Below are 23,446 nucleotides of genomic sequence, written 5' to 3' on the forward strand. Positions count from 1 at the left end.
CCGTGATTGACGGGCGGCGGGCGCCGGGTGACCAATGCGGCAACACACCTGGGGAGCCTTGTTCCATGAATCGCCGTGGCTTCGGCCTTGCTGCCCTTCTCGTCCTGCCCCTGGTGGCCGCCTGCGCGCCGGCCGATCCGATGGGCGCGCAACTGGCCGCGCAGCCCGTCCGCGTGGTGTTCTTCGAGGATGACAGCATCGGGCTGAGCGACGAGGCCAAGTCCGTGATCCAGGACGCGGTGGCGGTGGCGCGGCGCTATCCGGGCACGCCGGTGCGGGTGCTCGGCTTCTCCGCGCCCGAGCCCGGCCTGGCGCCGACCGTGGCGCTGTCCCGCGCCCGGGCGGAGCGGGTGGTGAACGAGATGGTGGCCGCCGGCGTGCCGCGCGCGCAGATCACCCAGCAGGGCCGCGGCGCCGTCGCCTTCGATGCCGCGCCGGTGCAGAGCCGCCGCGTCGAGATCCATATCGGGCCGAACTGAGGCCGCCGGCGGCGGCGGGCCGGGATGCGGGGCATGGCCCTGTATGCCGGGCGTGGCGCATCGGCCATGGGCCCTGGTGGCGGCCTCGGCCGCCGCCTTGCCATGGTGGCCTGCGGCGGATCCGCGCCGGCCACCGATCCGCGCGCGGATCGGAAGCTGACGAAGCGCCCCCGGCATGGCAGAGGATGCCATGCCCGATGACGGCCGATTCCCCCCCGTAACCAGACCGCCCATGGAAGCCAGCACGGACCCGGTGGAGGTCCTTTCGCGCGTCTTCGGCCATCCCGGCTTCCGCGGGCGGCAGGAGGAGGTGGTGCGCCATGTCGCGGGCGGCGGCTCCGGCCTGGTGCTGATGCCGACGGGCGGGGGCAAGTCGCTCTGCTTCCAGGTGCCGGCGCTCTGCCGGGAAGGGGTGGGGGTGGTCGTCTCGCCCCTCATCGCGCTGATGGAGGACCAGGTCGCGGCGCTGCGGCAGCAGGGCGTGGCGGCGGCCGCGCTGCATTCCGACCTGCCGGAGGGCGAGGCCCGCACCGTGCTGCGGGACCTGCATGCGGGCGACCTGAAGCTGCTCTACGTCTCCCCCGAAAGGCTGGTGCTGGAGGGGATGCTGGCGCGGCTGGAGGAGCTGCCCATCGCGCTCTTCGCGGTGGATGAGGCGCATTGCGTCAGCCAGTGGGGGCATCACTTCCGCCCCGAATATCGCGGGCTCGGCGTGCTGTCGGACCGCTTCCCGCGCACGCCGCGGCTCGCCCTGACGGCGACGGCGGACCAGCGGACGGTGGAGGATATCCGCCGGCAGCTCGGCCTGCAGGACGACCCCGTGTTCCGCGGCGGCTTCGACCGGCCGAACATCCGGATCGAGGCCGTGCCGCGGGAGCAGGAGCGCGCGCAGCTGCGCGCCCTGCTGCGGGAGGAAGCCGGCCCCAAGGGCAGCATGGTCGGCGCCGGCATCGTCTATTGCGGCACCCGCAACAAGACCGAGCAGACGGCGGAATGGCTGCGGGCCGACGGCTTCGATGCGCTGGCCTTCCATGCCGGGATGGATGGGGAGGCGAAGCGGGACGCGCATCGCCGCTTCGCGCGCGGCGACAGCGTGGTGATGTGCGCGACCATCGCCTTCGGCATGGGGATCGACCGGCCGGATGTGCGCTGGGTGGTGCATCTGGACCTGCCGAAATCGCCGGAATCCTGGTACCAGGAGATCGGCCGCGCGGGGCGCGACGGGCTGCCGGCGCGCGCCCTGCTGCTGTACGGCGCGGGCGACATCGCGCTGGCCCGCCACCGGATCGAGGAAAGCCCGGCGGCGCCGGAGCAGAAGCGGATCGAGCGCCAGCGCCTGGACGCCATGGTCGCGATCGCGGAGGCCGCGACCTGCCGCCGCCAGATCCTGCTGCGCTGCTTCGGGGAGGATGACATCCCGCCCTGCGGCAATTGCGATGTGTGCCTCAGCCCGCCGCGGCTGTTCGACGGCACGGTGGCGGCGCAGAAGATGCTCTCCGCCGTGCTGCGCACGGGGCGGCGCTTCGGCGTGGGGCATGTGGTGGACGTGCTGCGCGGGAAGATGACGGAGAAGGTGGCGCAGTTCGCGCATGACCGGCTGCCGACCTTCGGCGTCGGCAAGGACCTGTCCGAATTCGCCTGGCGCGGCGTGGCGCGGCAGCTGGTGGCGCGCGGCGCGCTGGACGTGGCGGTGGAGAACCATGGGGAACTGGTGCCGACCGATGCGGCGCGGCCGATCCTGAAGGGGGAGGAGAAGGTGCTGCTGCGGGAGGAGGTGCTGCGCGCCGGCACCGCGCCGGCGGGCCGCGCCAGCCCGCGCGGCGGCGGCGGCGCCCCCCTGGGCGACCGGGTGTTCGAGGCGCTGCGCGACTGGCGGCGGGGCGAGGCGCAGGCGCAGCAGGTGCCGGCCTATGTCATCTTCCAGGACCGGACATTGGCGGAGATCGCGCAGGCGCGGCCGCGCAGCCTGGACCAGCTGGCGGCGATCCCGGGGGTGGGGCGGACCAAGCTGGACCGCTACGGGGACGAGGTGCTGCGGGTGCTGCGGGGGTGTGACTGAAGCACTATCCGATCAGGCTGAATCAGCTTGATCGGATTTCGTGCTTCAGAAGCAATAACTTTCAGAGCACGAGATCCGTCCAACTGGACGGATCGTGCTCCGGCTACTCCGCCTTGATGCCCCTGCTGCGGATCACGGCCAGCCAGCGGCGCCTCTCGCTGGCGAGAAACGGACGAAACTCCTCGGGCGTCATGACCTTCGGGAAGACCGCGCCGGCGCGGAGCTGGGCGATGAGGTCGGGCTGGCGCATCGCCTCCGCGATGCCCTGGTGCAGGCGCTGGACGATCTCCTCCGGCGTGCCGGCGGGGGCGAACATGGCCAGCAGGGTCGTGCCCTCGAAGCCCGGCAGCGCGGCTTCGGCGATGGTCGGGATCTCCGGGGCCAGCGGGCTGCGCTCCGCGCTGGTGACGGCGGCGCCGATGACGTCGCCGTTGCGGATCAGGGGCAGCGCCGTCACCGCCTCCACGAAGGCCATCTCGACCTCCCCGGTGATGACGGCCTGCACGGCGGGGGCGCCGCCGCGATAGGTGACGTTCTCCACCTGGATGCCGGCCCCTTCCAGGAAGAGCTCCGTGATGATGTGGGCGGAGCCGCCGGCGCCGGAGGAGGCGTAGCTGAGGCGGCCCGGCGCCGCCTTGGCACGCGCGATGAGCGCGGCGGTGTCGCGCATCCCGTGCTTCGGGCTCAGGCAGAGGAAGAGGGAGGAGGTGCTGACGGAGCCGAGGGGAGTGAAATTGGCTTCCTCGTCATAGCCGCGCTGGGGGTAGAGGTGGCCCGACATGGAATAGGTGCCGCTGCCCGCGAAGAGCAGCGTGTAGCCATCGGGGCGGGAGCGGGCGACATGGGCGGAGCCGATGGTGCCGCTGGCGCCGGGGCGGTTTTCCACCACGAAGCTGCCGCCGAGGATGCGGCCCAGCTGCTGCGCGACCAGGCGGGCGACGGTATCGGTGGAACCGCCGGGCGCGAAGGAGACAACGATGGAAACGGGGCGCGTGCCGGGATAGGGCGCCTGGGCGCGGGTCGCCGCGGGCAGCAGGGCGAGCGTGGCCGCGCCGAGGCTGCGGCGGGTGAGGTTGTGCATGACGTTTCCCCCGTGATGGCCCGGATGGTAGGGGCGGCGGCGAGGGGGCTCAATCCGGGGGCGGGATGGATCGGCTGAGGGGATGGGCGCGGGCGCTGAAGCGGCAGGCGATCCTGCTGTGGCTGGCGGCGCGCGATGCGCGGGTGCCCTGGGCGGCGCGGCTGCTGGCGGCGGGGATCGCGGCCTATGCCTTCTCCCCGATCGACCTGATCCCGGATGTCATCCCGGTGCTGGGGCTGCTGGATGAGTTGCTGCTGCTGCCCGGCCTGGTGTGGCTGGTGCTGCGGATGATCCCGCCGGGGCTGAAGGCGGAGCTTTCGGCGCGGGCCACCGCCCTTGCCGAGCGGCCGGTGAGCCGGGCGGGGGCGGTGGCGGTGGTGGCGCTGTGGGCCGTGGCGCTGGGCCTGGCGGCCTGGTGGTGGCTGGGCTAAGTGACCGTTTGAGAACACTGGCGGGTCGGTTTCGCTGGGCTTTTCCGCCCCTGGTGCGTCTCCGGACTTGCCGATGCAACCAGCATCGGCCGCGCCCGGCTCCTGCCAGGGCCGAAAAATCCCTCGCGAACCCTCAGCCGCCAGCATTCTCAAACGGTCACTAAGGCTCAGCCCTGGCGCCAGGCGGGGAAGGGGTCCTGGAAGCGGCCCCAGGCCTTGGGGCCGCCGCGCATCTCGTCCTCCGTCAGCAGGCAGGCATCGAGGGCGCGGCGCAGCGCGGCTTCCGCCATGCCGATGCCGATGAAGACGATCTCCTGCCGCCGGTCGCCGAAGGGTTCCTGCCAGTTCGCCATGACGCCGCGGCGCCAGTCCGGGTTGTCGGGCCAGCGCTCCCGCGGCTGGGCAGCCCACCAGAAGCCCGCGGCCTCATGCCGCCCGACCGCGCCGGCCAGCTGCCAGGACCCCGCCCAGGGCATGCGGGTGGCGAGCCAGAAGAAGCCCTTGGCGCGGATCACGCCGGGCAGGTCGCCCTCGATCAGGCGCTTGAAGCGGGCGGGGTGGAGGGGGCGGCGGGCGCGCCAGACGAAGCTGGTGATGCCGAATTCCTCGCTTTCCGGCAGGTGCTGGCCGGAGAGCGCCTGTGCCCAGCCGGCGGCCTGGGAGGCGCTGGCGAAGTCGAAGCGGCCGGTCTCCAGCACATGGCGCAGCGGCACCTGGCCCTGGACGCAGGCCAGGATCTCCGCCCGCGGGTTGAAGGTGGCGAGGATGCCGGCGAGGCGGCCCATCTCCTCCGGCGTCACGCGGTCCGCCTTGTTCACGACGATGACGTCGGCGAATTCCACCTGCTCCACCAGCAGGTCCACCAGCAGGCGCGTATCCTCCTCCCCGGTCGCCTGGCCGCGGGCGCGGAGGCTGTCGGCGCTGCCGTAATCCGCGAGGAAGGCGGCGGCATCGACCACCGTCACCATGGTGTCGAGGCGCGCGATGTCGGAGAGGGAGAAGCCGTCCTCTGTCCGGAAGTCGAAGGTGGCGGCGACGGGCATCGGTTCGCTGATGCCGGTGCTCTCGATCAGCAGGGCGTCGAAGCGGCCCTCCCTGGCGAGCTTCGTCACCTCCTGCATCAGATCCTCCCGCAGCGTGCAGCAGATGCAGCCGTTGGACATCTCGACCAGGCGTTCCTCGGTGCGGGAGAGGTTAGCTGTGTTGCCGACCAGGGCGGCGTCGATGTTCACCTCCGACATGTCGTTGACGATGACGGCGACGCGGCGGCCTTCCCGGTTCGCCAGGACATGGTTCAGCAGCGTCGTCTTGCCGGCGCCGAGGAAGCCGGAGAGCACGGTGACGGGCAGGCGGCGATCGGCGCTCATGGCGCGGGGAACCGGCCGGGCTCGTCGAGGCAGAGGACGAGGCGGAGCGGCGCGTCATCGGGGTTGGGGGGCGATCGGTGGATGCAGCCATTGCCCGCATTGCCCGGCCAGGCCTCCCTCTTCAGGACCGCGACATCGCCGGTCGCGAGGCGTTCGGGCGCCATCATCAGATGGGCGGGGTCCAGCCGGCGGGCCAGCGCCGCGCCGCCGCCGAGGTCCAGCCATTCGGTGCCGGGGCCGGCATAGGTGCAGAGCAGGCGGAGCCCGACCGCATCGGCGTGCCAGCGATGGCAGCCGCGGCCGAGCAGCGCCTCCAGCCGGATGCGGACCCGGTCCTGGCCGACCAGGGCGGCGAAGGTGGTGGCCAGCGCGGCGATGTCGGCGCGCAGCAGGTCCGGCAGCGGGACCTGGCGGGCGAGGGCGGCGAGGGCCGCTTCCGGCGCATCCTCCGCGATCGCGACGAAGGGGCCGCGGGCGAGGAGCGGCGTGAGGCCGGCGAAGAGGCAGACCGGCAGCGCGCGGCGCCAGGCCGCGACATTGGTGCCCGCGCGCAGGACGGGGGCGAGGCTGGCCATCGCGGCCAGGGGGGAGGGGGGATCGGCGTGGTCGAGCGGCATGGCGGGGCGTCCGAATGGTACAGTATAACATAACGGAACGGCCCCGGGCTTCAAGGCGGCGATGACGCGCGCGTGACTCGACGCGGGCGGGTGGGCGGGAATAGTAAGGCATATGACTAACCATCAGCCGGCGCTGGACCGCGCCTTCCATGCCCTGTCGGACCCGACGCGCCGCGCCATCGTCGCGCGGCTGGTGCAGGGGCCGGCTTCCGTTTCCGACCTGGCGGCGCCCTTCGGCTTCGCCATGCCGACGCTGCTGCAGCACCTGCGGGTGCTGGAGGGCAGCGGGCTGATCGGCACCAGCAAGGCGGGGCGGGTGCGCACCTGCCGGCTGAACCCGGCGGCGCTGGCGGAGACGGAGCAATGGCTGGCGCGGCAGCGCGCGGCCTGGGAGGGGCGGCTGGACCGGCTGGAGGCGCTGGCCCTGCAACTGCACAAGGAGGAGAACGGCCATGGCTGACGCTGCCCAGGACCTCGACCTGGTCTTCACGCGGGTGGTGGCGGTGCCGCCGCGCCTGGTCTGGCGCTGCTGGACGGAGCCCGCGCTGCTGGTGCGCTGGTTCACGCCGCATCCCTGGAAGACGATCCATGCGGAGGTCGATCTCCGCCCCGGCGGCATCTTCCACACCGTGATGGAAAGCCCCGAGGGCAAGGTGATGGATGAGCCGCCGGGCTGCTGGCTGGAGGTGGTGCCGCATTCGCGCCTGGTCTGGACGGATGCGCTGCTGCCGGGCTTCCGGCCGCGGCCCAACCCCTTCGTCACGGCCGTGCTGACCTTCGAGGCGGTGGCCGAGGGCACGCGCTACACCGCGCGCGTGATGCACAAGGATGGCGCGGACCGGGAACGCCATGCGGCGATGGGCTTCGAGCATGGCTGGGGCGCGGCGCTGGACCAGCTGGTCGGGATCGCGCGCGGGCTGGAGGCTTGACCGCCTGACGGGCGCCCCCGATCTGCCGCCCACGCAACGACGGGAGAGGCGGGATGGCGATCGGCAGGCGGATGGTGATGGGGGCGGCGGCGGGGTTGCTGGCCTCGCCCGCCCTGGCGCAGCCGGCCAGGCGGCCGCGCGGGCCCTTCTGGCCGGGCGGCGCCAGGCTCGCCATCGGCGTCTGCATGATGTTCGAGGCCGATGGCGGCCAGCCCGCCATGTGGCAGAACGGGCCGCCCGGCACGCCCCAGGCGGGGCAGCGCTTCCCCAACCTGCCGATGATCCAGGGCCGCACCTATGGCGCGAAGGAGGGCGTGCCGCGGCTGCTGGACCTGTTCGACCGGCTCGGCATCCGCGTCTCCTCCTTCATGATCGGGGAGAGCATCCGCCGCTATCCGGAGCTGGCGCGGGAGATCGTGGAGCGCGGGCATGAGGCCGGGGGCCGCACCATCCGCCACGCGCCGCAATACCATCTGCCGAAGGAGCAGGAGCGCGACTTCCTGCGGGAGGGGTTCGAGGCGCTGCGGAATGCGACCGGCCTGTGGCCCAAGGGCTTCAACGCGCAGGGGCTGCAGGGCAGCGTGAACACCAATGACCTGCTGCAGGAACTCGGCCTCATCTACTCCATCGACGACCGGTCCCGCGACGAGCCCTGGATCCAGGTGGTGAACGGGGACAAGGAGCTGTGCCTCGTGCCCTATATGGGGCACGTCAACGACCTCAACTTCTTCCAGAACCAGCAGCGCAGCCTCGACGATTACGAGCAGATGCTGCGGCAGGAATTCGAGGTGCTCTACGAGGAAGGTGCGACGCGCCGGCGGATGATGAGCGTGCCGCTGCATGATTTCGTCGCGGGCCGGCCGGCGGTGATCCCCTCCGTCCAGCGCTTCCTCGACTGGGCGGGGAAGCACCCCGGCGTGTGGTTCGCGCGGCGGGACGAGATCGCGGAATGGGCGCTGGGGCCGGGGCGGGCGCTGACGCCGCGGGATGCGCCGGTGCTGCCGGGCTAGCGTCTCCCGGCGAAGCCCCGGCGGGGTGCCGGCCCTGGCGGGGCCGGCGACCGGGCCTCATGCCTCCGGCTGGCCCTGCCCCGCCAGCCAGGCCCAGAAGGCCCCGGCGGCCGGCGCCGGATGCGCGCCCGATGGCCTCGCCAGGTGGTAGGCGCGGGGGCTCGGCACGCGGAGCGGCACGGCCTCCACCAGCCGCCCGTCGCGCAGCTCCTCCGCGATCAGCGCGCTGCGCCCGAGGAGCAGGCCGAGGCCCGACACCGCCGCCCCGACCGCCAGGTTGAAGTCGTTGAACACCGTGCCGCTGGCCGGCAGCAGCTCCGGCCGCCCCGCCGCCGAGAGCCAGTGCCGCCAGAACGCGTCCGAGGTGTCGTGCAGGAAGGGCAGTGCGGCCAGGCCCTCCACCGTGCGGGGGCGCCCTTCCAGCAGCGCCGGCGCGGCGACCGGCACAAGCTCCTCGCGCAGCCAGGGCCGCATCTCCACCCCCGCCGGCGCCGGCCCCGCGGTGTAGCGCACCGCCACGTCGAAGCCCTCCCGCGCCAGATCCACCAGGCGCGTCTCCGCTACCGGCACCACCGCGATGCGCGGATGCGCCGCCTGGAAGCGCGGCAGGCGCGGCAGCAGCCAGCGCGCCCCGAAGGAGGGCGTGACACTCACCCGCACGACCCCGGCCCCCGCGATGCCGCCATCGCGCCGGCGCAATTCGCGCGTGGCGCCGAGCACCAGGGCCAGCGCCTCCGCCGCCGCCGCGTGCAGCCGCCGGCCCGCCGGCGTCAGCGCCACGCCGCGCGCGCCGAGCGCGAAGAGCGCCACGCCGAGGTCGCCCTCCAGCGCCGCCATCTGCCGGCTGACGGCGCCGGGCGTCAGGTGCAGCGCTTCTGCCGCGGCGGAGAAGGAGCCAAGGCGCGCGGCGGCGTCGAAGGCCTCCAGCGTGTCCATCGGCGGGGGGCGGAGGCGGGGAGCTTTGCGCATCGCGCACAGCTTTGGTGACAGCTTCTCGTTTGCGCAACGCGGCGCCGCGGGGCACCCCTGGGCGCCATGTCCAGCTCCGCATCCCCGGGCGGCGCGGCGGGCGCCACCGCCTTCGCCTGCGTCGCTGTCACCGTCCTTCTCTGGGCGAGTGCCTTCCCGTCGATCCGCGCCGCCCTCCAGGCCTTCCCGCCGGCCGAGCTGGCCGCGCTGCGCTTCGCCGTGGCGTCCCTCGCCCTCGGGCTCCATCTCGCCTGGGCGCGCCCGGCGCTGCCCGGTCGCGCCGACCTTCCCCGCATCCTCGCCGCCGGGGGGCTCGGCATCGCCGCCTACAACCTCCTGCTCAACAGCGGGTCGCGCGTCGTCGATGCGGGCACGGCGAGCTTCCTGGTCAACACGGCGCCGGTCTTCGCCGCCATCCTCGGCGCGGCCCTGCTGGGGGAGCGGCTGCGGCCCTGGGGCTGGGTGGGCATCGGGCTGAGCGTCGCGGGCGTGGCGCTGATCGCGGCCGGGCGGGGCGAGATGGGCTTCGGCGCGGGCGCGCTGCTCGTGCTGGCCGCCGCGCTCTGCCAGGCCGCGCAATTCGTGCTGCAGAAGCCGCTGCTCGCGCGCCGCGGCGCGCTGCCGGTGACGGCCTGCCTGCTCTGGGCCGGCACGGCGATGCTGCTGCCCTTCCTTCCCGGCGCGCTCGCCACGGCCGCCTCGGCCCCGGCGGAGGCGCTGGGCGCCGTGATCTTCCTCGGCCTCGGGCCGGCCGCGCTGGCCTATGTCGCCTGGTCCCACGCGCTGTCGCGCCTGCCGGTGGGGCGGGCGGCTTCCTTCCTCTACCTCGTGCCGCCCGTCGCCACCCTCATCGCCTGGGCCTGGCTCGGCGAGGCGCCGGGGTGGGGCGCGCTGGCCGGCGGCGCCGTCGCGCTCGCGGGCGTCGTCCTGGTCAACACCATCGGCCGCGCGCCGGCCGCCCCGCCATCCGCAACCAGGGAATCCTGACCATGGCCGAAGGGCTGCGCGTCGCCGTGGGCGGCGCCACGGGCAATGTCGGCGCGGCGATGCTGCGCGTGCTGGAGGAGCGGGACTTCCCCGTGGCCGAGGTGATCCCGCTCGCCTCCGCCGCCTCCGCCGGGCGGCAGGTGCCGTTCCGGGGTGAGGCGCTGGCGGTGCGCGACCTCGCCCGCTTCGACTTCCACGGCACCGACCTGCTGCTGCTCTCGACGGGTGCCGCCAATGCGCGGGAGACCGCGCCGCGGGCGGCGGCGGCGGGCTGCATCGTGATCGACAACTCCTCCGCCTTCCGCATGGACCCCGCCGTGCCGCTCGTGGTGCCGGAGGTGAATCCGGACGCGCTTTCGGGCTGGGCGGCGCGGCGCATCCTGCCCGTCGCCAATTGCTCGACCATCCAGCTCGTCGTCGCGCTGAAGCCGCTGCATGACGCGGCGGGGCTGCGGCGCGTGGTGGTCTCGACCTACCAGTCGGCCTCCGGCGGCGGGCGGCGGCTGATGGAGCGGCTGCTGCCGCCCGCCGGCGCCGCGACGGTGGATATGCGCGGCCTGGAGCAAGAGGCGCGCGCGGCGCTGGCGCGGGGTGGCGACACGCCGCTGCCCTTCAATGTCGTGCCCCATATCGACGTCTTCCTCGAGGATGGGCGGACCAGGGAGGAGTGGAAGATGGAGGTCGAGACGCGCAGGCTCCTCGGCCTGCCCGACCTCCCGGTCTCCGCCACCTGCGTGCGCGTGCCGGTGCTGGTGGCGCATGCGGAGGCCGTCACCGTGGAGCTCGAACGCCCCCTGCCGGCGGAGGCGGCGCGCGCGCTGCTGGCCGCGGCGCCCGGCATCCGCGTCGTGGATGAGCGGCGGGCCGGCGGCTACGCGACGCCGATCGAGGTGGCGGGCCGGGACGAGGTCTTCGTCTCCCGCCTGCGGGAGGATCGCGCCCTGCCGAACGGCCTCTCGCTCTGGGTCGTCGCCGACAATGTGCGCAAGGGCGCGGCGCTGAATGCCGTGCAGATCGCGGAGGCGCTGCTGCGCCGGGGCGATGCCTTCGGCGGGCGTGCGGCGGCGTGAGGGGCCGGCGGCCGCCTCTACCCCGCCCGCAGCGCCCCCTCCGCCACCACCAGCCGGCGCCCATGGAACTGCGCGACCGCGGGGCGGTGGGCGATGGAGAGCACGGCGGTGCCGGGCAGGCGTTCCGCCACCAGGCGGTACAGCGCTTCCTCCCCCGCCGGGTCCAGGCTGGCCGTCGCCTCGTCCAGGAAGAGGAAGTCGGGCTTCACCAGCAGGGCGCGGGCGATGGCCAGGCGTTGCTGCTCGCCGCCGGACAGGCGACGGTCCCAGGCATCCTCCTCATCGAGCCGGTCCAGCAGATGGGGGAGGCCGGCGGCGGAGAGGGCCTCCCGCACCGCATCCTCGGACACCGTCGTGGCGTCCAGCGGGTAGCAGACGGCGCGGCGGAGGCTGCCCAGCGGGAGGTAGGGGCGCTGCGGCAGGAAGAGGGCGCGGGCGCCGTCCGGGACATGGGTGGTGCCCCGGCCGAAGGGCCAGATGCCGGCCAGCGCGCGGAACAGCGTGGACTTCCCGCTGCCGGAGGCGCCGGTGATCAGCACGGCCTCCCCCTTCTCCAGCCGGAGCGACGCATCGCGCAGCAGCACGCGGCCGCCGGGCAGGCTGATGGTGACGTCGTCCAGCACCACGGCGGCATCGGCGCCGGGGGTGGCGCGGACGCCATCGGTGGCGGCGCGGGCGGCCTCGATGGCCTGGCGGAAGCCGGTCAGGCGTTCGACGGTGGCGCGCCATTCCGTCAGGCGGGCGTAGTTGTCCACGAACCAGGAGAGCGCGCCCTGCACCTGGCCGAAGGCGCTGCTGGTCTGGATCAGGCCGCCCAGCGGGATGCGGCCGGCGAAATAGGCGGGGGCGGCGACGACGATGGGAAAGATGCTCGCCACCTGGGTGAAGCCCGCGGTGAAGAAGGTGAGGCGCTTGGTGGCGGTCATGATCGCCCACCAGTTCTCCGTCAGCGCGCCGAAGCGGGCGAGCAGGCCGCGCTTCTCATCGGCCTCGCCCTGGTGCAGCGCCACGCCCTCCACATTGTCCCGCAGCCGGACCAGGGCGTAGCGGAAATCGGCCTCGACCCGTTGCTGGAGGAAGTTGAGGCGGATCAGCGGCCGGCCGATGAGATGCGCGATCCAGGTGCCGAGCACGGAATAGAGGATGGCGACCCAGACCATGTAGCCGGGGATGGTGATGCCGAAGACCTCCAGCGGGCCGGAGAGCGACCAGAGCACGAGGATGAAGGAGAGCAGCGTGACGACGCTGTTCATCAGCCCGAGGCCGAGCGAGAGCGTGTCATCCACGAAGAGGCGGAGGTCGTCGGCCAGGCGCTGGTCGGGGTTGTCGGTGGCGGGGTCCGTCAGGGCGATGCGGTAATAGGCGCGGTCGGCCAGCCAGCGATCCAGGTAGTCCCGCGTCAGCCAGCGGCGCCAGCGGATCTGCAGCGCCTGGCGGAGATAGAGCTGGTAGACCGCGATCAGGATGTAGGCGCAGGCGACGACGGTGAAGCCCGGGAACCAGGTGCCATCGGCCTCCCCCCCCAGGAAGAGCAGCGCCCAGAAGGTGGCGGCGTCCTTCTGCTCCAGCGTGTTGTAGAAGGCGCGCTGCCAGTAGGTCAGCACCACCGTCATGCCGACCAGGGACAGGTTCAGCACGATGACGGCGGCCAGCAGCAGCAGCCCGCGGCCGCGCTCCTCGCTGACCCAATAGGGGCGGGTCAGCGTCCAGGCGTCATGGAGGAAGGAGCCGAGGCGTCGCATGGGCGGGAATCCAGAGGCCGGACCCCGCCATTATCAGGGGGCGCGCAGCGCCCCGTCCATCCGCGCGCGCCATTCGGCGATGCGGCGCTTGTTCACGCCGAAATCGGAATAGCCGATCAGGCTGCGGGAATAGAGGAAGAGGCCGGAGCCGCCGGGCAGGGGCACGATCTGCCCCGCCACGATGTCCGGGAAATTGGCGAAGCGGGTGCGCACCACCCATTGCACCTGCCGCCGGTCCGGCCATTCCGCCAGCTTCCAGGTCCGCGCCTCCCCTTCGCCCAGCATGCGCAGCGCGGCCCAGGCGGCTTCCGGGGAGACGGGCAGCAGCGGCGTGGTCTCATGCCGCTCCGCCGTGGCGCCGGCGGGGGCGGCCAGGTGGGCGTTGGGGGAGGGGGGCAGGACCAGGCCGTTGAAGTCGATCGGCTCCGCGGGTGGCAGCCCGGCGGTGCCGCGGCCCATCAGCAGGGAGAGGGTGCTCATGATGCGGACTTTCGCAGGCGGATGACGCCACGGATCTCCGCGGCGGGATCGACGGGCTTGCCCTTGCGCAGGATCTCCACCTGGCCGGAGCGCGCCAGGCGGATGGCGGCGGCGCGGACCGGGCCCATCAGGCGGCGCCAGGCATCCTCCTCCGGCGCCAGGGCGCGCGCGACCTCGCTCGGGCAGATGCTCTTCTCCGGGCCGCGTTCGGCGGTCTGGCGGAGGATCTCGGCCTCCAGCGCCTCGGTCGCCGTCATGGCACGAGCCAGGTGGCGGCGAGGGTGCCGGCCGCGTCCCAGTCGAAGCGCGCGCGGCGATGGCCGCTGGCGGCGAGGTGGAGGGATTCGAGGCGGTCGAGGTGCAGGATCACCACGCAGAAATGCGGCCGGCCCGCCGCGCTGTCCAGCGGCGCGGCGGGGGGTGCCGGCACGGGCTGGCCGGGGGCGGGCTGGATCGCGTAGCACATGCGGCTGAAATCGCGGCTGGTGGCCCAGGCTTCCCCGGCCACGGCATCGTCCCGGTGCAGCGTGGCGCGGCCGGACAGGCGGAGCTGGAGCTGCGCGCCGGCATCGTAGAAGAGCAGCGCCGCGCGGGGCTCGGCCGCGAGTTCCGCCACCTTGCCCGCGCGCGCATCGGTGTGCAGCCGCAGCCTTCGGGCCGCGGGATCCAGCCCGCGCAGCACCACGGTGCGGGATTGCGGCGCGCCATCGAGGCCGATGGTCGCCAGCGCCGGGGTGTGGAAGGGATGCCGGCGATCCGCCACGCCGCGCGCGACCAGGGCGAAGGCCCAGGCCAGCGTGTCATCGAGCGTGGCGGGTGCGGCCGGGCGGTCCGCGCCGCCGCGGCTCATTGCCTCCGGATCGCGGCGGCCAGCGCCGCGCCGCTATCGACCGCGGCCTCCGCCCGGGCGGCGATTGCCCAATCCCCGCCGGCGCCGAGGCCGGTGGCGGGGTCCCAGAGGCAGGGGGCGCCGAGCGGCGTTTCCACCAGCGCGTAGCGCCAGCGATGCGCCAGGCAGATCAGCGGCGGCGGCAGGGGCTGGCCGACCAGCTTCTCCAGCGCATCGCGCAGCATCTTCGCCACCACCACCGGGCGGCGTTCCAGGTGTTCGCGGGACCAGGCGGGGCCGGCCTGGACCACCCAGTTCTCCTGCTCCGCATTGCGGCCGGGCTTGGAACTGTCCCGCGCCGCCCAGCCGATGGGCCCGCCGGTCAGGCGCAGCGTATCGGGCAGGGGCAGGCGGGTCGGGAAGGCGATCATCAGCGTCCAGCACGGCGCCATGACGACGCCTTCCAGCACATGCGCCAGGTGCGGCGCGGGGCCGGCCAGCAGCGGCACGGCCTGGGGCGCGGGGATGGCGAGGGCGACGGCATCGAAGGGCCCGTCCTCCTGCGGCGGGACATCGGGGGCGGGGGCGCCGGGCGTGATCAGCGCGGCATCGTGGTGGCGCAGCGTCCAGGCGCCGGGGCGGCCGGCGATCTCCACCACATGGCGGTTCACCACGATGTCGAGCCCATCGGCCAGGCCGCGGCAGATGCTGGCCATGTTGGGCTGGCCGACGCGGCGGGTGACGTCCGGCCAGGTCTGCGCGCGCGTGGCATCCAGCACCGCGGCGAAATGGGCGCCCTTCGCGGTCAGGTACTGGGCGCCGTGGTCGAAGGAGTGGTTGACACCCTCGACCTCCACCCGCCTGGTCGCCATGCGGCCGCCGGGGCGGCGGCTCTTCTCGAACAGGCGCACGCGCGCGCCATGGGCTTCGAGGGTCTTGGCGCAGGCCATGCCCGCAAGGCCGGCGCCGACGATCGCGATGTTCTGAGGGACCATGCCTGCGTGTATGGCGTGGCCGGAGCCGGAGGCAAGGGGCCGTCAAGGGGGGTGGGCGCCCAGCGCCCCGAATCCTGGGGCATCGGCCCCGGCGGGGCCGACCCGCCTTCCTGGCGTGGGTCGCCGCGACTCCATCGGGCGGGTTTGTTGACCGCTTGTTAATCACCTCCCACTGAATGAGCAGATGGTTGGTGCTTTCGCGCCACAGCCCCCTCCCGGCCGGGTGCCTCACGCAGTCGTGGCACCGCCCGGCCATCCCGCGCGCCGATCGCGGCGCTAGGTTGCGTGTGGAAAAGGGGACGCCATGGCATCGGCCCGGCACGTTCTGCTCGTCGAGGATGACCCGCTGGTCCGCATGACCCTGGTGGAGGGGCTGTCGGATTCGGGGTTCGAGGTGCTGGAGGCGGAGGACGCCGAGATGGCGCTGCGCGTCCTGGCGCACCACCCCGAGATCGCGCTGCTGCTGACGGACATCAACCTGCCGGGCGCGGATGGCTTCGCGCTGGCGCGGGCGGCGCGGGTGCTGCGGCCGGACCTGCCGGTGGTCTATGCCTCCGGCCGGTTGCGCCAGGCGGAGCCGGGGCGCGGCCTGGCGGGCGCGCCCTTCCTGGCCAAGCCCTTCAGCGTGGCCTGCGCCGCGGCGACCATCGCCGGCGCCATGCGGGCTTCGAACTAGCCCGCCCGGGCCAGCACCGCGTCGATGAAGCCCTGGGTGGCGCCGAGATAGCCGGCGGGGTCGGTCAGCCGGGCGATGCCGGGCTGGTCCAGGTGGTCCGTCACGCGCGGATCGCGGGCGAGGGCGGTGTCCAGCGTCACGCCCTCCGCCAGCGCCACGTCGCAGGCGTGGTGGACCACGTCATGCGCCACGCCGCGGCCGAGCAGGGGGGCGAGGCCCATCATCACCGCCTCCGCCACGATCAGCCCGCCGGAGGCATCGAGGTTGCGGCGCATGCGGGCGCCGTCCACGACCAGCCCCTCCGCGATCAGCAGCGCCTGGGCCATGGCGCCGTGCGCGTGCAGGAAGATGGGGGCCAGGGCCAGCTGCTCGATCTGCATGGGGCCGGCGCCGCGTTCATGGTCATGCGCCATGGCGCCCAGCACCTGCGGCACCAGCGCCTGGGCGGCGCGGGCCTGGGCGATGACGTATTCGCAGGCGATGGGGTTGCGCTTCTGCGGCATGGTGGAGGAGCCGCCGCGGCCGGGGGCGGCGGGTTCGCTGGCCTCCGAGACCTCCGACTGCATCAGCAGCATCACGTCGGTGGCGGGCTTCGCCAGCACGCCGCAGAGCATGCCGAGCCAGCAGGCGGCTTCCGCCGTGCCATCGCGCACCACATGCCAGGGGATGGCGGGCAGGGCGAGGTCGAGTTCCTTCGCCAGTTCCGCCGCGCAGGCCTGGCCCTTGTCGCCGAGCGAGGCGAGGGTGCCGACGGCGCCGCCGAATTGCAGCTTGAGGATGCGGGGCAGGGCCTGGGCCAGGCGTTCGCGCATGGTGACCAGCGGGTCGAGCCAGAGCGCGGCCTTGTAGCCGAAGGTGATGGGCAGGGCCTGCTGCGCATGGGTGCGCCCGGCCATGACGGTGTGGCGATGCGCGCGTGCCAGCTTCGCGAAGGCGGCGATGAGGCGATCGAGGTCGGCGGCGATCAGCGCGAAGGCGTCGCGCATCTGCAGCACCAGGGCGGTGTCCACGATGTCCTGCGTCGTGGTGCCCCAATGCGTCCAGCGGCCGGCATCGGGGCCGGCGGCGGCGCTGAGCTGCTTGACCAGGCCGACCACGGGGAAGCCGGTGTTGCGGGTGGCGGCGGCGAGCGCGGAGATGTCGAGGATCTCGACGCGCGCGGCGGCGGTGATGGCGGCGGCGGCCTCCGCCGGGATCATGCCGAGGCGGGACTGCGCGCGGGCGAGGGCGGCTTCGGTGTCCAGCATGCGCTGGAGGAAGGCGCGTTCCCCCATGGCGGCGCGCATCGCGTCGGTGCCGTAGACGGCGCCGAAGACGGGGCCATCGGCGGGGGAGACGGTCATGGGGAGTGCTCCGGTTGGGGGCGGAGCGCGTGACCCCCACCCCGACCCTCCCCCGCAAGCGCGGGGGAGGTAGCCTCAGACGTCGAGGAAGACGGTCTCGCCCTCGCCCTGGAGGACGATGTCCAGGGTCCAGACGCCGGCGCCGGCGGGCTTCGCGACCAGCGTCGCGCGGCGGGCGGGGTCTTCCACCATCGTCAGGACCGGGTCGGTGGCGTTGAGCGACTCGCCCTCGAAATAGGCGCGCGTCACGACATGCTTCATCAGCCCGCGCGCGAAGAGCGTGACGGTGATGTGCGGCGCCTGGGTGGCGTTGCCGAGGCCGGGGACGGGGCCGGGCTTCAGCGTGGTGAAGCGGTAGCGGCCCTCGGCATCGGTGGCGCAGCGGCCGAAGCCGTGGAAGCCGCCCTCATAGGCGCCGTCGGGGCCGGCCTGCCAGATCTCCACCAGCCCATCGACGACGGGCGCGCCATCGCCATCGGTGATGCGGCCGGTCAGCGTGATCCGTTCGCCTTCGGCGCCCGCATTCGGGCCATCGGCCCGGAGCAGGTCGGCCCATTCCGGGAAATCGATCATGTGCCAGTAGGGGCCGGCGGTCTGGTGCGCGGTCGCGGGTGTCATGGCGCTTGCCCCCCTCAGGCGTTCTCGAAGGGCGTCGCGTCGCGGCCCCGCAGCACGATGTCGAAGCGGTAGCCGAGCGCCCATTCGGGCTTCGTCACCTCGAGGTCGAAGGTGGAGACCAGGCGGTTGCGCGCGGCCTCATCCGCCGTGGTGTTGAAGATGGGGTCGAGCGCCAGCAGCGGATCGCCCGGGAAGTACATCTGGGTGATCATGCGCTGCGCCCAGCCCGCGCCATGCAGGCCGAAATGGATGTGGATGGGCCGCCAGGCGTTCCAGTGGTTCCGCCAGGGATAGGCGCCGGGCTTGATGCTGGTGAAGGAATAGCGGCCCTCGCTATCCGTGAAGATGCGGGCGCGGCCTTCGAAATTGGGGTCGAGCGGCGCGTCATGCTGGTCCCGCGGGTGGTGGTAGCGGCCCGAGGCATTGGCCTGCCAGACCTCCACCATGGTGTTGGCGCAGGGGCGGCCATCCTCATCCGTCACGCGGCCGGCGACGATGATGCGCTCGCCGAGGGCTCCCTTGCCGCCCACCTGGCTCATATCGGCCTGGGTGGCGTAGAAGCGCTGGTCGAAGCGCGGCGCGCTGGTCTCGGTCAGCGTATGCGGCACGCGCAGCAGCGCCTGCTTCGGGTGGCGCTTGTGGGTGCTGCCATAGGACGGGGCGTCATAGGGCGGCTGGGTCGCCGGGTCGGGCCGGCGGTAGGGGATCGGGTCGCTCATCACCCTTCCTTGAGGACGTTCTTGGCGATCTTAAACGCGGAATTGGCCGTTGGCACCCCGGCATAGGCGCCGACCTGCAGCAGCACCTCCCCGATCTCCTCCGGCGTCACGCCGGTGTTGCGGGTGGCGCGCACATGCAGCTCGAACTCCTCATGCCGTCCCAGCGCCGCCATCATGCCGAGGCAGAGCAGGCTGCGGGTGTGGCGCGGCAGGCCGGGGCGGGTCCAGACGCCGCCCCAGACATTGGCGGTGATCCATTCCTGGAAGGCGGCATCGAGCGGCGTGATGTTGGCGCTGGCGCGGGCCACATGCGCCTCCCCCAGCACCGACTTGCGGATGGCGAGGCCGGCATCGTAGCCGGGCGCGGGGGCGAAGGCGGCGAAGTGGCCGAGGATGGCGGCGGTGGTGTCGGCCTCACGCTCGAAGGTCGGCAGGTGGCCGCCTTCGGGGATCTCGACATAGCGGCTGCCGGGGATGGCGGCCTGGATGGCGCGGGACATCTCGGGCGGCGTCGCGATGTCCATGGTGCCGCAGGCGATGGTGGTGGGGCAGGTGATCCTGCCGGCCACGTCGGCGGCGCGCGCATCGCGCAGCGCGGCGGCGGAGCCGGCATAGCCGCGGCGATCCGTGCGCAGCAGCATCTGGCGCAGGCCCTGGGAAGAGGCGAGGGAGGGATCGACCACCCAGCGCGGCATCACGACCTCCACCAGCGCCTGGGTGCCGACCTTCAGCACCGCGTCGATGCGATCCTGCCAGGCCTGGGGCGGCGGGAATTCCAGCGCGGTGTCCATCAGGATGAGCGAGGCGACGCGATCCGGCGCCAGCACCGCGAGTTCCATCGCGATGCGCCCGCCGATGGACAGGCCCAGCACATGCGCCTGCCGGATGCCGAGCGAATCGAGCAGCGCGACGGCATCGCGCGCATGCAGCGCCATGGAGTAGTCGCCATCGGTGACGCCGGACATGCCGTGGCCGCGCATGTCCATGCGGATGACGCGGTAGTGGCGCGACAGCGTCGCGGCCTGCGGATCGAAGACGTGCAGCGACGTGCCGATCGAATGCAGCATGAGGAGGGGCGGCGCTTCCGCCGGACCCTCCACCACCGCATGCACCACGATGTCCCCGAGTTGCAGAAACATCCTGTTCCCCCGCCCTGCCCTGACCCGTGCGTATCACTTCGTTGCGCGGGACGGGAGAGACCTGGGGGGTAGTTCCAGACCCGTTTTGAATTCGTCGAGTGTCAGACGCGCTCCAGCACCATCGCGATGCCCTGGCCGACGCCGATGCACATCGTCACCAACGCGTAGCGCTGCTGGCGATGATGCAGTTCCGCAACCGCGGTCTGCACCAGGCGCGCGCCGCTCATCCCCAGCGGGTGGCCGAGTGCGATCGCACCACCGTTCGGATTCACGAATTCGGCATCATCGGGCAGGCCGAGGTCGCGCGTGACGGCGAGCGCCTGCGCGGCGAAGGCTTCGTTCAATTCGATCACGGCGATGTCGGAAAGCGAGAGCCCCGCCTTGGCGAGAACCTTGCGCACCGCGGGCGCGGGGCCGAAGCCCATGATGCGCGGCGCGACGCCGGCCGTGGCCGCCGCGACGACGCGCGCGCGCGGCGTCAGCCCCGACTTCGCCGCCATCGATTCGCTGGCCAGGATGATGGCGCAGGCGCCGTCATTGACGCCGGATGCATTGCCCGCGGTGACGCTGCCGCCTTCCTTGCGGAAGGGCGTGCCGAGCTTGGCGAGCGCCTCCATCGTCGTGTCGGGGCGGGGATGCTCGTCCCTGTCCACGATGATGGGGTTGCCCTTCCGCTGCGCGATGGAGACGGGGACGATCTCCTCCGCGAAGCGGCCGCGCGCCATGGCGGCGCCGGCGCGCTGCTGGGAGCGGTAGGCGAAGGCGTCCTGGTCCGCGCGGTTCACGCTGAAATCCTGCGCGACGTTCTCCGCCGTCTCCGGCATGGAATCGATGCCGTAGGCCGCCTTCATCTTCGCGTTCACGAAGCGCCAGCCGATGGTGGTGTCGTAGATCTCGGCCGCGCGGCCGAAGGCCTCGGTGGACTTGCCCTGCACGAAGGGGGCGCGGGTCATGCTCTCCACGCCGCCGGCCAGCATCAGCTCGGCCTCGCCGGCCTTGATGGCGCGGGCGGCGATGCCGACCGCATCCATGCCGGAGCCGCAGAGGCGGTTCACGGTGGCGCCCGGCACGCCTTCCGGCAGCCCGGCCAGCAGCAGGGACATGCGGGCGACGTTGCGGTTGTCCTCACCCGCCTGGTTGGCGCAGCCGAAGATCACGTCATCCACCGCCGCCCAGTCCACGCCGGCGTTGCGGGCCATCAGCGCCTTCAGCGGCACGGCGCCGAGATCGTCCGGGCGGACATCCTTGAGCGCGCCGGCATAGCGGCCGATGGCGGTGCGGGCGGCGTCGCAGATGAAGGCGTCGGCCATGGTGGGGGTCCCTCCGTTCGTGGCGCGTTGGTGCCGCCGCGGGGCCCTGCCGTCAACCGCGGGAGGGGGCGAACCCTGGCGGTTGCCGCGCGTTCGGGGCGCGATGCGCATGGAAGGAAGCGGTGGATGAGCGGTTCGACGGAGCGCGGCGGCGGGTCCAACACCAGCGTGCAGCCCGAGCACAAGCCGGACCCGGGCCCGGCCCCGGTCGGGCCCGCGGTGCATGAGCCGCCGCAGCGCCCGGTGGAGGGGCCGACCGACCCCGGCCCGGCGCCGCCCGGCCCGGCGGTGCATCCGGAGCGGAGCTAGCCCGCCCCGCCGCCCGCGCCCTATCCTCCCCGGCGATCCTGGGGGATGGGGCGATGCGCAAGGGGTACAAGGACCTGCTGGCCGAGGCCGAGGCGGTGATCGAGACGGTGCCGGCCGGCGAGGCGCTGGCGCTGAAGGCCGATCCCGGCGTGGTCTTCGTGGACCTCCGCGACCCGCGGGAGATCCAGCGGGAGGGCCGGATCCCCGGGGCCTTCCACTGCCCCCGCGGCATGCTGGAATTCTGGATCGACCCGGCCAGCCCCTATGCCAAGCCGGTCTTCCAGGAGCCGAAGCGCTTCCTGTTCTACTGCGCCAGCGGCTGGCGATCCGCCCTGGCGGCGAAGACGGCGCGGGAGATGGGGCTGGAGCGCGCGGCCCATCTGGGCGGTGGCATCACCGCCTGGAAGCAGGCGGGCGGCGAGACGGAGATCCCGCCGCCGCGGTGATCATCCCGTCAGCAGGTTGACGAGCCACAGGCTGATCCCGGGGAACACCACGCAGAGCACCAGGCGCAGCACGTCCATCGCCAGGTAGGGCATGACGCCCTTGTAGATCTGCGCGATGGGCACGTCCTTCGCGAGGCCCGAGACGACGAAGACGTTGAGGCCGATGGGCGGCGCCGTCAGCCCGATGCCGACGACGACCAGCACCAGGATGCCGAACCAGATCGCCGTCTCCTCCGTCGTCAGCCCGAAATCGAGCGCGGTGACGACGGGGAAGAAGACCGGCAGGGTCAGCAGGATCATCGCCAGCTCATCCATCACCGCGCCGAGGATGATGTAGGCGACGAGCAGGATGACGAGGACGCCGTAGGGCGGGAAATCCTGCTCCGTGATCCACAGCGCCAGCAGGTCCGGCGCCTGGGACAGGGCGAGGAAGGTGTTGAACACCTCCGCCCCCAGCAGGATGGCGAAGATCATCGCCGTGGTCTCGGCCGTGGCGAACAGGCTTTCCTTCACCTGGCGCGGCTTCAGCGTGCCGCGCAGCACGCCGACGGCGAGGGTGGCGATGCAGCCGACGGCCGCACTCTCCGTCGGCGTGAAGACGCCGCCATAGATGCCGCCGACGACGACCAGGGCGATCAGCAGCACGGGGATGACGTTGAGGAAGGCCTCCCGCCGCTCCGCCGGGCTCGGTGCCTCCCCGGGCGGGCCGAGTTCGGGCTTGAGCTTCACGACGATGGCGATGGCGATGAGGTAGAGGATCGTCGCCAGCAGGCCGGGGACCAGCGCCGCCATGAAGAGCTTGGCGATGTTCTGTTCCGTGCTGATGGCATAGACCACCAGGATGACGCTGGGCGGGATGAGGATGCCGAGCGTGCCGCCGACCGCGACGGTGCCGGCGGAGAAGCCCGCGGGGTAGCCGAAGCGGCGGAGTTCCGGCAGCGCGGCGCGGCCGAAGGTGGCGGTGGTGGCGACGCTGCTGCCGCAGACCGCGCCGAAGCAGGCGCAGGCGCCGATCACCGCCATCGCCATGCCGCCGGGCTTGCGGCCGATCAGCGCATTGGCGGCGGCGAAAAGGTCCCGCGCCAGCCCGCCACGCTCCGCCAGCGCGCCCATCAGGATGAAGAGCGGGATGACGGAGAGGGTGTAGTTGGCGAAGAGGTGGTAGGGCGTGGTCTTGAGGTAGTTGCCGAGCGCGGTCCAGTCGAGGATGTGGACATAGCCGCCGATGCCGACGATGAGCATGGCGAGCCCGACCGGCGCGCGGATCGCGATCAGGCCGAGCAGCACGGCGAAGCCCGTCGCCGCCAGGACGAATTCCGGTGCCATCAGCCCTGCCCCCGCAGGTGCCGCGGCACCCACCACAGCGCGGCGATGCCGGTGGCCGCGAAGCACAGCGCGCCGATGCCGATGGCCCACCAATAGGGCAGCGCCAGCAGCCCGATGGTGCGGGTGCCGGAGGCGAGGGTATCGAGCGAGCCGATGATCATGCGCTCCGCCAGCCAGAGCGTGATGGCGGCCCAGACCAGCGTCCAGAAGCCGTCCAGCCCATCATTCACCCGCTTCGGCAGCCAGGTGGTGAAGGTGTCCACCAGGATGTTGGCGCGCATCAGCGTGCCATAGGCGAGGAAGCCGAAGACGCCGATGCCCGTCGCGATCGGCACCATCTCGAAATCGCCGCGGATGGGCTGGCTGGTGGTCCAGCGCATCAGCACGCTGGCCGTCGTGATGCAGGCGCCCACCAGCAGGGAGACGCCGCCGGCGAAGGCGAGCAGCCGCGCGGCCGTGGCGATCGGCCCGCTGGGCGGGGCGGGGGGGCTGTCAGGCTCGGACAAGGCCGGCTC

General features: G+C 72.9%; 27 protein-coding genes. 11 read left to right on the plus strand and 16 right to left on the minus strand.

The window, feature by feature from the left end:
* The first annotated feature begins 65 nt into the window (after positions 1-65).
* Together JJI54_RS24490 and recQ are read left to right on the plus strand one after the other, a co-directional pair.
* Positions 66-479 carry an OmpA family protein gene (locus JJI54_RS24490; RefSeq protein WP_203076038.1) on the plus strand — a complete coding sequence of 138 codons (414 nt, stop codon included), beginning with the start codon at positions 66-68 and terminating at the stop codon, positions 477-479.
* 232 nt (positions 480-711) lie between these two features.
* On the plus strand, positions 712-2,538 hold the full coding sequence (gene recQ, locus JJI54_RS24495) for a DNA helicase RecQ (protein WP_203076039.1): 1,827 nt from the start codon (positions 712-714) through the stop codon (positions 2,536-2,538).
* 103 nt (positions 2,539-2,641) lie between these two features.
* Here recQ and JJI54_RS24500 read toward each other — a convergent pair whose 3' ends face one another.
* Positions 2,642-3,619 carry a Bug family tripartite tricarboxylate transporter substrate binding protein gene (locus JJI54_RS24500; protein ID WP_203076040.1) on the minus strand — a complete coding sequence of 326 codons (978 nt, stop codon included), beginning with the start codon at positions 3,617-3,619 and terminating at the stop codon, positions 2,642-2,644.
* Between the two features lie 65 nt (positions 3,620-3,684).
* On the opposite strand from JJI54_RS24500, the gene JJI54_RS24505 reads away from it, so the two are divergent.
* Entirely contained in the window at positions 3,685-4,050 is a 366-nt protein-coding gene (locus JJI54_RS24505; RefSeq protein WP_203076041.1) for a YkvA family protein, read from the plus strand.
* A 167-nt stretch (positions 4,051-4,217) separates the two neighbouring features.
* On the opposite strand, the gene zigA is transcribed toward JJI54_RS24505, so the two are convergent.
* Together zigA and JJI54_RS24515 are read right to left on the minus strand one after the other, a co-directional pair.
* Positions 4,218-5,417 (minus strand): zinc metallochaperone GTPase ZigA, encoded by a 1,200-nt coding sequence (gene zigA / locus JJI54_RS24510; RefSeq protein ID WP_203076042.1) that lies wholly within the window; start codon positions 5,415-5,417, stop codon positions 4,218-4,220.
* Positions 5,414-6,034 (minus strand): DUF1826 domain-containing protein, encoded by a 621-nt coding sequence (locus tag JJI54_RS24515; protein ID WP_203076043.1) that lies wholly within the window; start codon positions 6,032-6,034, stop codon positions 5,414-5,416. Before JJI54_RS24515 ends, zigA begins: the two co-directional genes overlap by 4 nt.
* A gap of 112 nt (positions 6,035-6,146) precedes the next feature.
* Here JJI54_RS24515 and JJI54_RS24520 point away from each other — a divergent pair, with 112 nt between their 5' ends.
* Genes JJI54_RS24520 through JJI54_RS24530 form a run of 3 tightly spaced genes read left to right on the plus strand, consistent with a single transcriptional unit; the run spans position 6,147 to position 7,973 of the window.
* The gene (locus JJI54_RS24520; RefSeq protein ID WP_203076044.1) at positions 6,147-6,494 is read left to right on the plus strand and encodes an ArsR/SmtB family transcription factor; all 348 of its coding nucleotides are present in this window, start codon (positions 6,147-6,149) and stop codon (positions 6,492-6,494) included.
* The gene (locus tag JJI54_RS24525; RefSeq protein ID WP_203076045.1) at positions 6,487-6,963 is read left to right on the plus strand and encodes an SRPBCC family protein; all 477 of its coding nucleotides are present in this window, start codon (positions 6,487-6,489) and stop codon (positions 6,961-6,963) included. Before JJI54_RS24520 ends, JJI54_RS24525 begins: the two co-directional genes overlap by 8 nt.
* Before the next feature lie 53 nt (positions 6,964-7,016).
* On the plus strand, positions 7,017-7,973 hold the full coding sequence (locus JJI54_RS24530; RefSeq protein ID WP_203076046.1) for a polysaccharide deacetylase family protein: 957 nt from the start codon (positions 7,017-7,019) through the stop codon (positions 7,971-7,973).
* 57 nt (positions 7,974-8,030) lie between these two features.
* Here JJI54_RS24530 and JJI54_RS24535 read toward each other — a convergent pair whose 3' ends face one another.
* Positions 8,031-8,942, minus strand: coding sequence for a LysR substrate-binding domain-containing protein (locus JJI54_RS24535; protein WP_203076047.1), 912 nt, complete (start codon positions 8,940-8,942; stop codon positions 8,031-8,033).
* 66 nt (positions 8,943-9,008) lie between these two features.
* On the opposite strand from JJI54_RS24535, the gene JJI54_RS24540 reads away from it, so the two are divergent.
* Together JJI54_RS24540 and JJI54_RS24545 are read left to right on the plus strand one after the other, a co-directional pair.
* Complete coding sequence (locus JJI54_RS24540; RefSeq protein WP_203076048.1) at positions 9,009-9,929, plus strand: DMT family transporter; 921 nt, start codon at positions 9,009-9,011, stop codon at positions 9,927-9,929.
* A 2-nt stretch (positions 9,930-9,931) separates the two neighbouring features.
* Positions 9,932-10,999, plus strand: a complete 1,068-nt coding sequence (locus JJI54_RS24545) for an aspartate-semialdehyde dehydrogenase (RefSeq protein ID WP_203076049.1) — start codon at positions 9,932-9,934, stop codon at positions 10,997-10,999.
* A 17-nt stretch (positions 11,000-11,016) separates the two neighbouring features.
* On the opposite strand, the gene JJI54_RS24550 is transcribed toward JJI54_RS24545, so the two are convergent.
* The 5 genes from JJI54_RS24550 to JJI54_RS24570 are packed head-to-tail and all read right to left on the minus strand — an operon-like array spanning position 11,017 to position 15,045.
* A complete protein-coding gene (locus JJI54_RS24550) occupies positions 11,017-12,741 on the minus strand; it encodes an ABC transporter ATP-binding protein/permease (protein WP_203076050.1) in 1,725 nt (574 codons plus the stop codon).
* Positions 12,742-12,774: 33 nt separating this feature from the next.
* Positions 12,775-13,221 carry a DUF1499 domain-containing protein gene (locus JJI54_RS24555; protein ID WP_203076051.1) on the minus strand — a complete coding sequence of 149 codons (447 nt, stop codon included), beginning with the start codon at positions 13,219-13,221 and terminating at the stop codon, positions 12,775-12,777.
* Positions 13,218-13,478, minus strand: coding sequence for a DUF3253 domain-containing protein (locus JJI54_RS24560; protein WP_203076052.1), 261 nt, complete (start codon positions 13,476-13,478; stop codon positions 13,218-13,220). The genes JJI54_RS24555 and JJI54_RS24560 overlap by 4 nt, the downstream gene beginning before the upstream one ends.
* Complete coding sequence (locus JJI54_RS24565) at positions 13,475-14,071, minus strand: pyridoxamine 5'-phosphate oxidase family protein (protein ID WP_203076053.1); 597 nt, start codon at positions 14,069-14,071, stop codon at positions 13,475-13,477. Before JJI54_RS24565 ends, JJI54_RS24560 begins: the two co-directional genes overlap by 4 nt.
* Complete coding sequence (locus JJI54_RS24570; protein WP_203076054.1) at positions 14,068-15,045, minus strand: NAD(P)/FAD-dependent oxidoreductase; 978 nt, start codon at positions 15,043-15,045, stop codon at positions 14,068-14,070. The genes JJI54_RS24565 and JJI54_RS24570 overlap by 4 nt, the downstream gene beginning before the upstream one ends.
* 304 nt (positions 15,046-15,349) lie before the next feature.
* On the opposite strand from JJI54_RS24570, the gene JJI54_RS24575 reads away from it, so the two are divergent.
* A complete protein-coding gene (locus tag JJI54_RS24575) occupies positions 15,350-15,721 on the plus strand; it encodes a response regulator (RefSeq protein ID WP_203076055.1) in 372 nt (123 codons plus the stop codon).
* On the opposite strand, the gene JJI54_RS24580 is transcribed toward JJI54_RS24575, so the two are convergent.
* From JJI54_RS24580 to pcaF, 5 genes are all read right to left on the minus strand, one after another.
* The gene (locus tag JJI54_RS24580; protein WP_203076056.1) at positions 15,718-17,064 is read right to left on the minus strand and encodes a class-II fumarase/aspartase family protein; all 1,347 of its coding nucleotides are present in this window, start codon (positions 17,062-17,064) and stop codon (positions 15,718-15,720) included. The two genes, JJI54_RS24575 and JJI54_RS24580, sit on opposite strands and share 4 nt — an antisense overlap.
* A gap of 75 nt (positions 17,065-17,139) precedes the next feature.
* Positions 17,140-17,682 carry a protocatechuate 3,4-dioxygenase subunit alpha gene (gene pcaG, locus JJI54_RS24585; RefSeq protein WP_203076057.1) on the minus strand — a complete coding sequence of 181 codons (543 nt, stop codon included), beginning with the start codon at positions 17,680-17,682 and terminating at the stop codon, positions 17,140-17,142.
* A gap of 14 nt (positions 17,683-17,696) precedes the next feature.
* Positions 17,697-18,401 carry a protocatechuate 3,4-dioxygenase subunit beta gene (gene pcaH, locus JJI54_RS24590; RefSeq protein ID WP_203076058.1) on the minus strand — a complete coding sequence of 235 codons (705 nt, stop codon included), beginning with the start codon at positions 18,399-18,401 and terminating at the stop codon, positions 17,697-17,699.
* Positions 18,401-19,540, minus strand: coding sequence for a bifunctional 3-oxoadipate enol-lactonase/4-carboxymuconolactone decarboxylase PcaDC (pcaDC, locus tag JJI54_RS33190; RefSeq protein ID WP_203076059.1), 1,140 nt, complete (start codon positions 19,538-19,540; stop codon positions 18,401-18,403). Before pcaDC ends, pcaH begins: the two co-directional genes overlap by 1 nt.
* Before the next feature lie 101 nt (positions 19,541-19,641).
* The gene (gene pcaF, locus JJI54_RS24600; protein WP_203076060.1) at positions 19,642-20,850 is read right to left on the minus strand and encodes a 3-oxoadipyl-CoA thiolase; all 1,209 of its coding nucleotides are present in this window, start codon (positions 20,848-20,850) and stop codon (positions 19,642-19,644) included.
* Positions 20,851-20,976: 126 nt separating this feature from the next.
* On the opposite strand from pcaF, the gene JJI54_RS24605 reads away from it, so the two are divergent.
* The gene (locus JJI54_RS24605; protein WP_203076061.1) at positions 20,977-21,159 is read left to right on the plus strand and encodes a hypothetical protein; all 183 of its coding nucleotides are present in this window, start codon (positions 20,977-20,979) and stop codon (positions 21,157-21,159) included.
* 53 nt (positions 21,160-21,212) lie between these two features.
* Positions 21,213-21,605, plus strand: coding sequence for a rhodanese-like domain-containing protein (locus JJI54_RS24610; protein WP_203076062.1), 393 nt, complete (start codon positions 21,213-21,215; stop codon positions 21,603-21,605).
* Here JJI54_RS24610 and JJI54_RS24615 read toward each other — a convergent pair whose 3' ends face one another.
* Positions 21,606-22,931: a TRAP transporter large permease gene (locus tag JJI54_RS24615; RefSeq protein ID WP_203076063.1), complete on the minus strand. Its 1,326-nt coding sequence runs from the start codon at positions 22,929-22,931 to the stop codon at positions 21,606-21,608.
* Complete coding sequence (locus tag JJI54_RS24620) at positions 22,931-23,437, minus strand: TRAP transporter small permease (protein WP_203076064.1); 507 nt, start codon at positions 23,435-23,437, stop codon at positions 22,931-22,933. The genes JJI54_RS24615 and JJI54_RS24620 overlap by 1 nt, the downstream gene beginning before the upstream one ends.
* Positions 23,438-23,446 lie beyond the last annotated feature (9 nt).

It is taken from the genome of Falsiroseomonas ponticola, assembly GCF_016805305.1.
Taxonomy (GTDB): domain Bacteria; phylum Pseudomonadota; class Alphaproteobacteria; order Acetobacterales; family Acetobacteraceae; genus Falsiroseomonas; species Falsiroseomonas ponticola.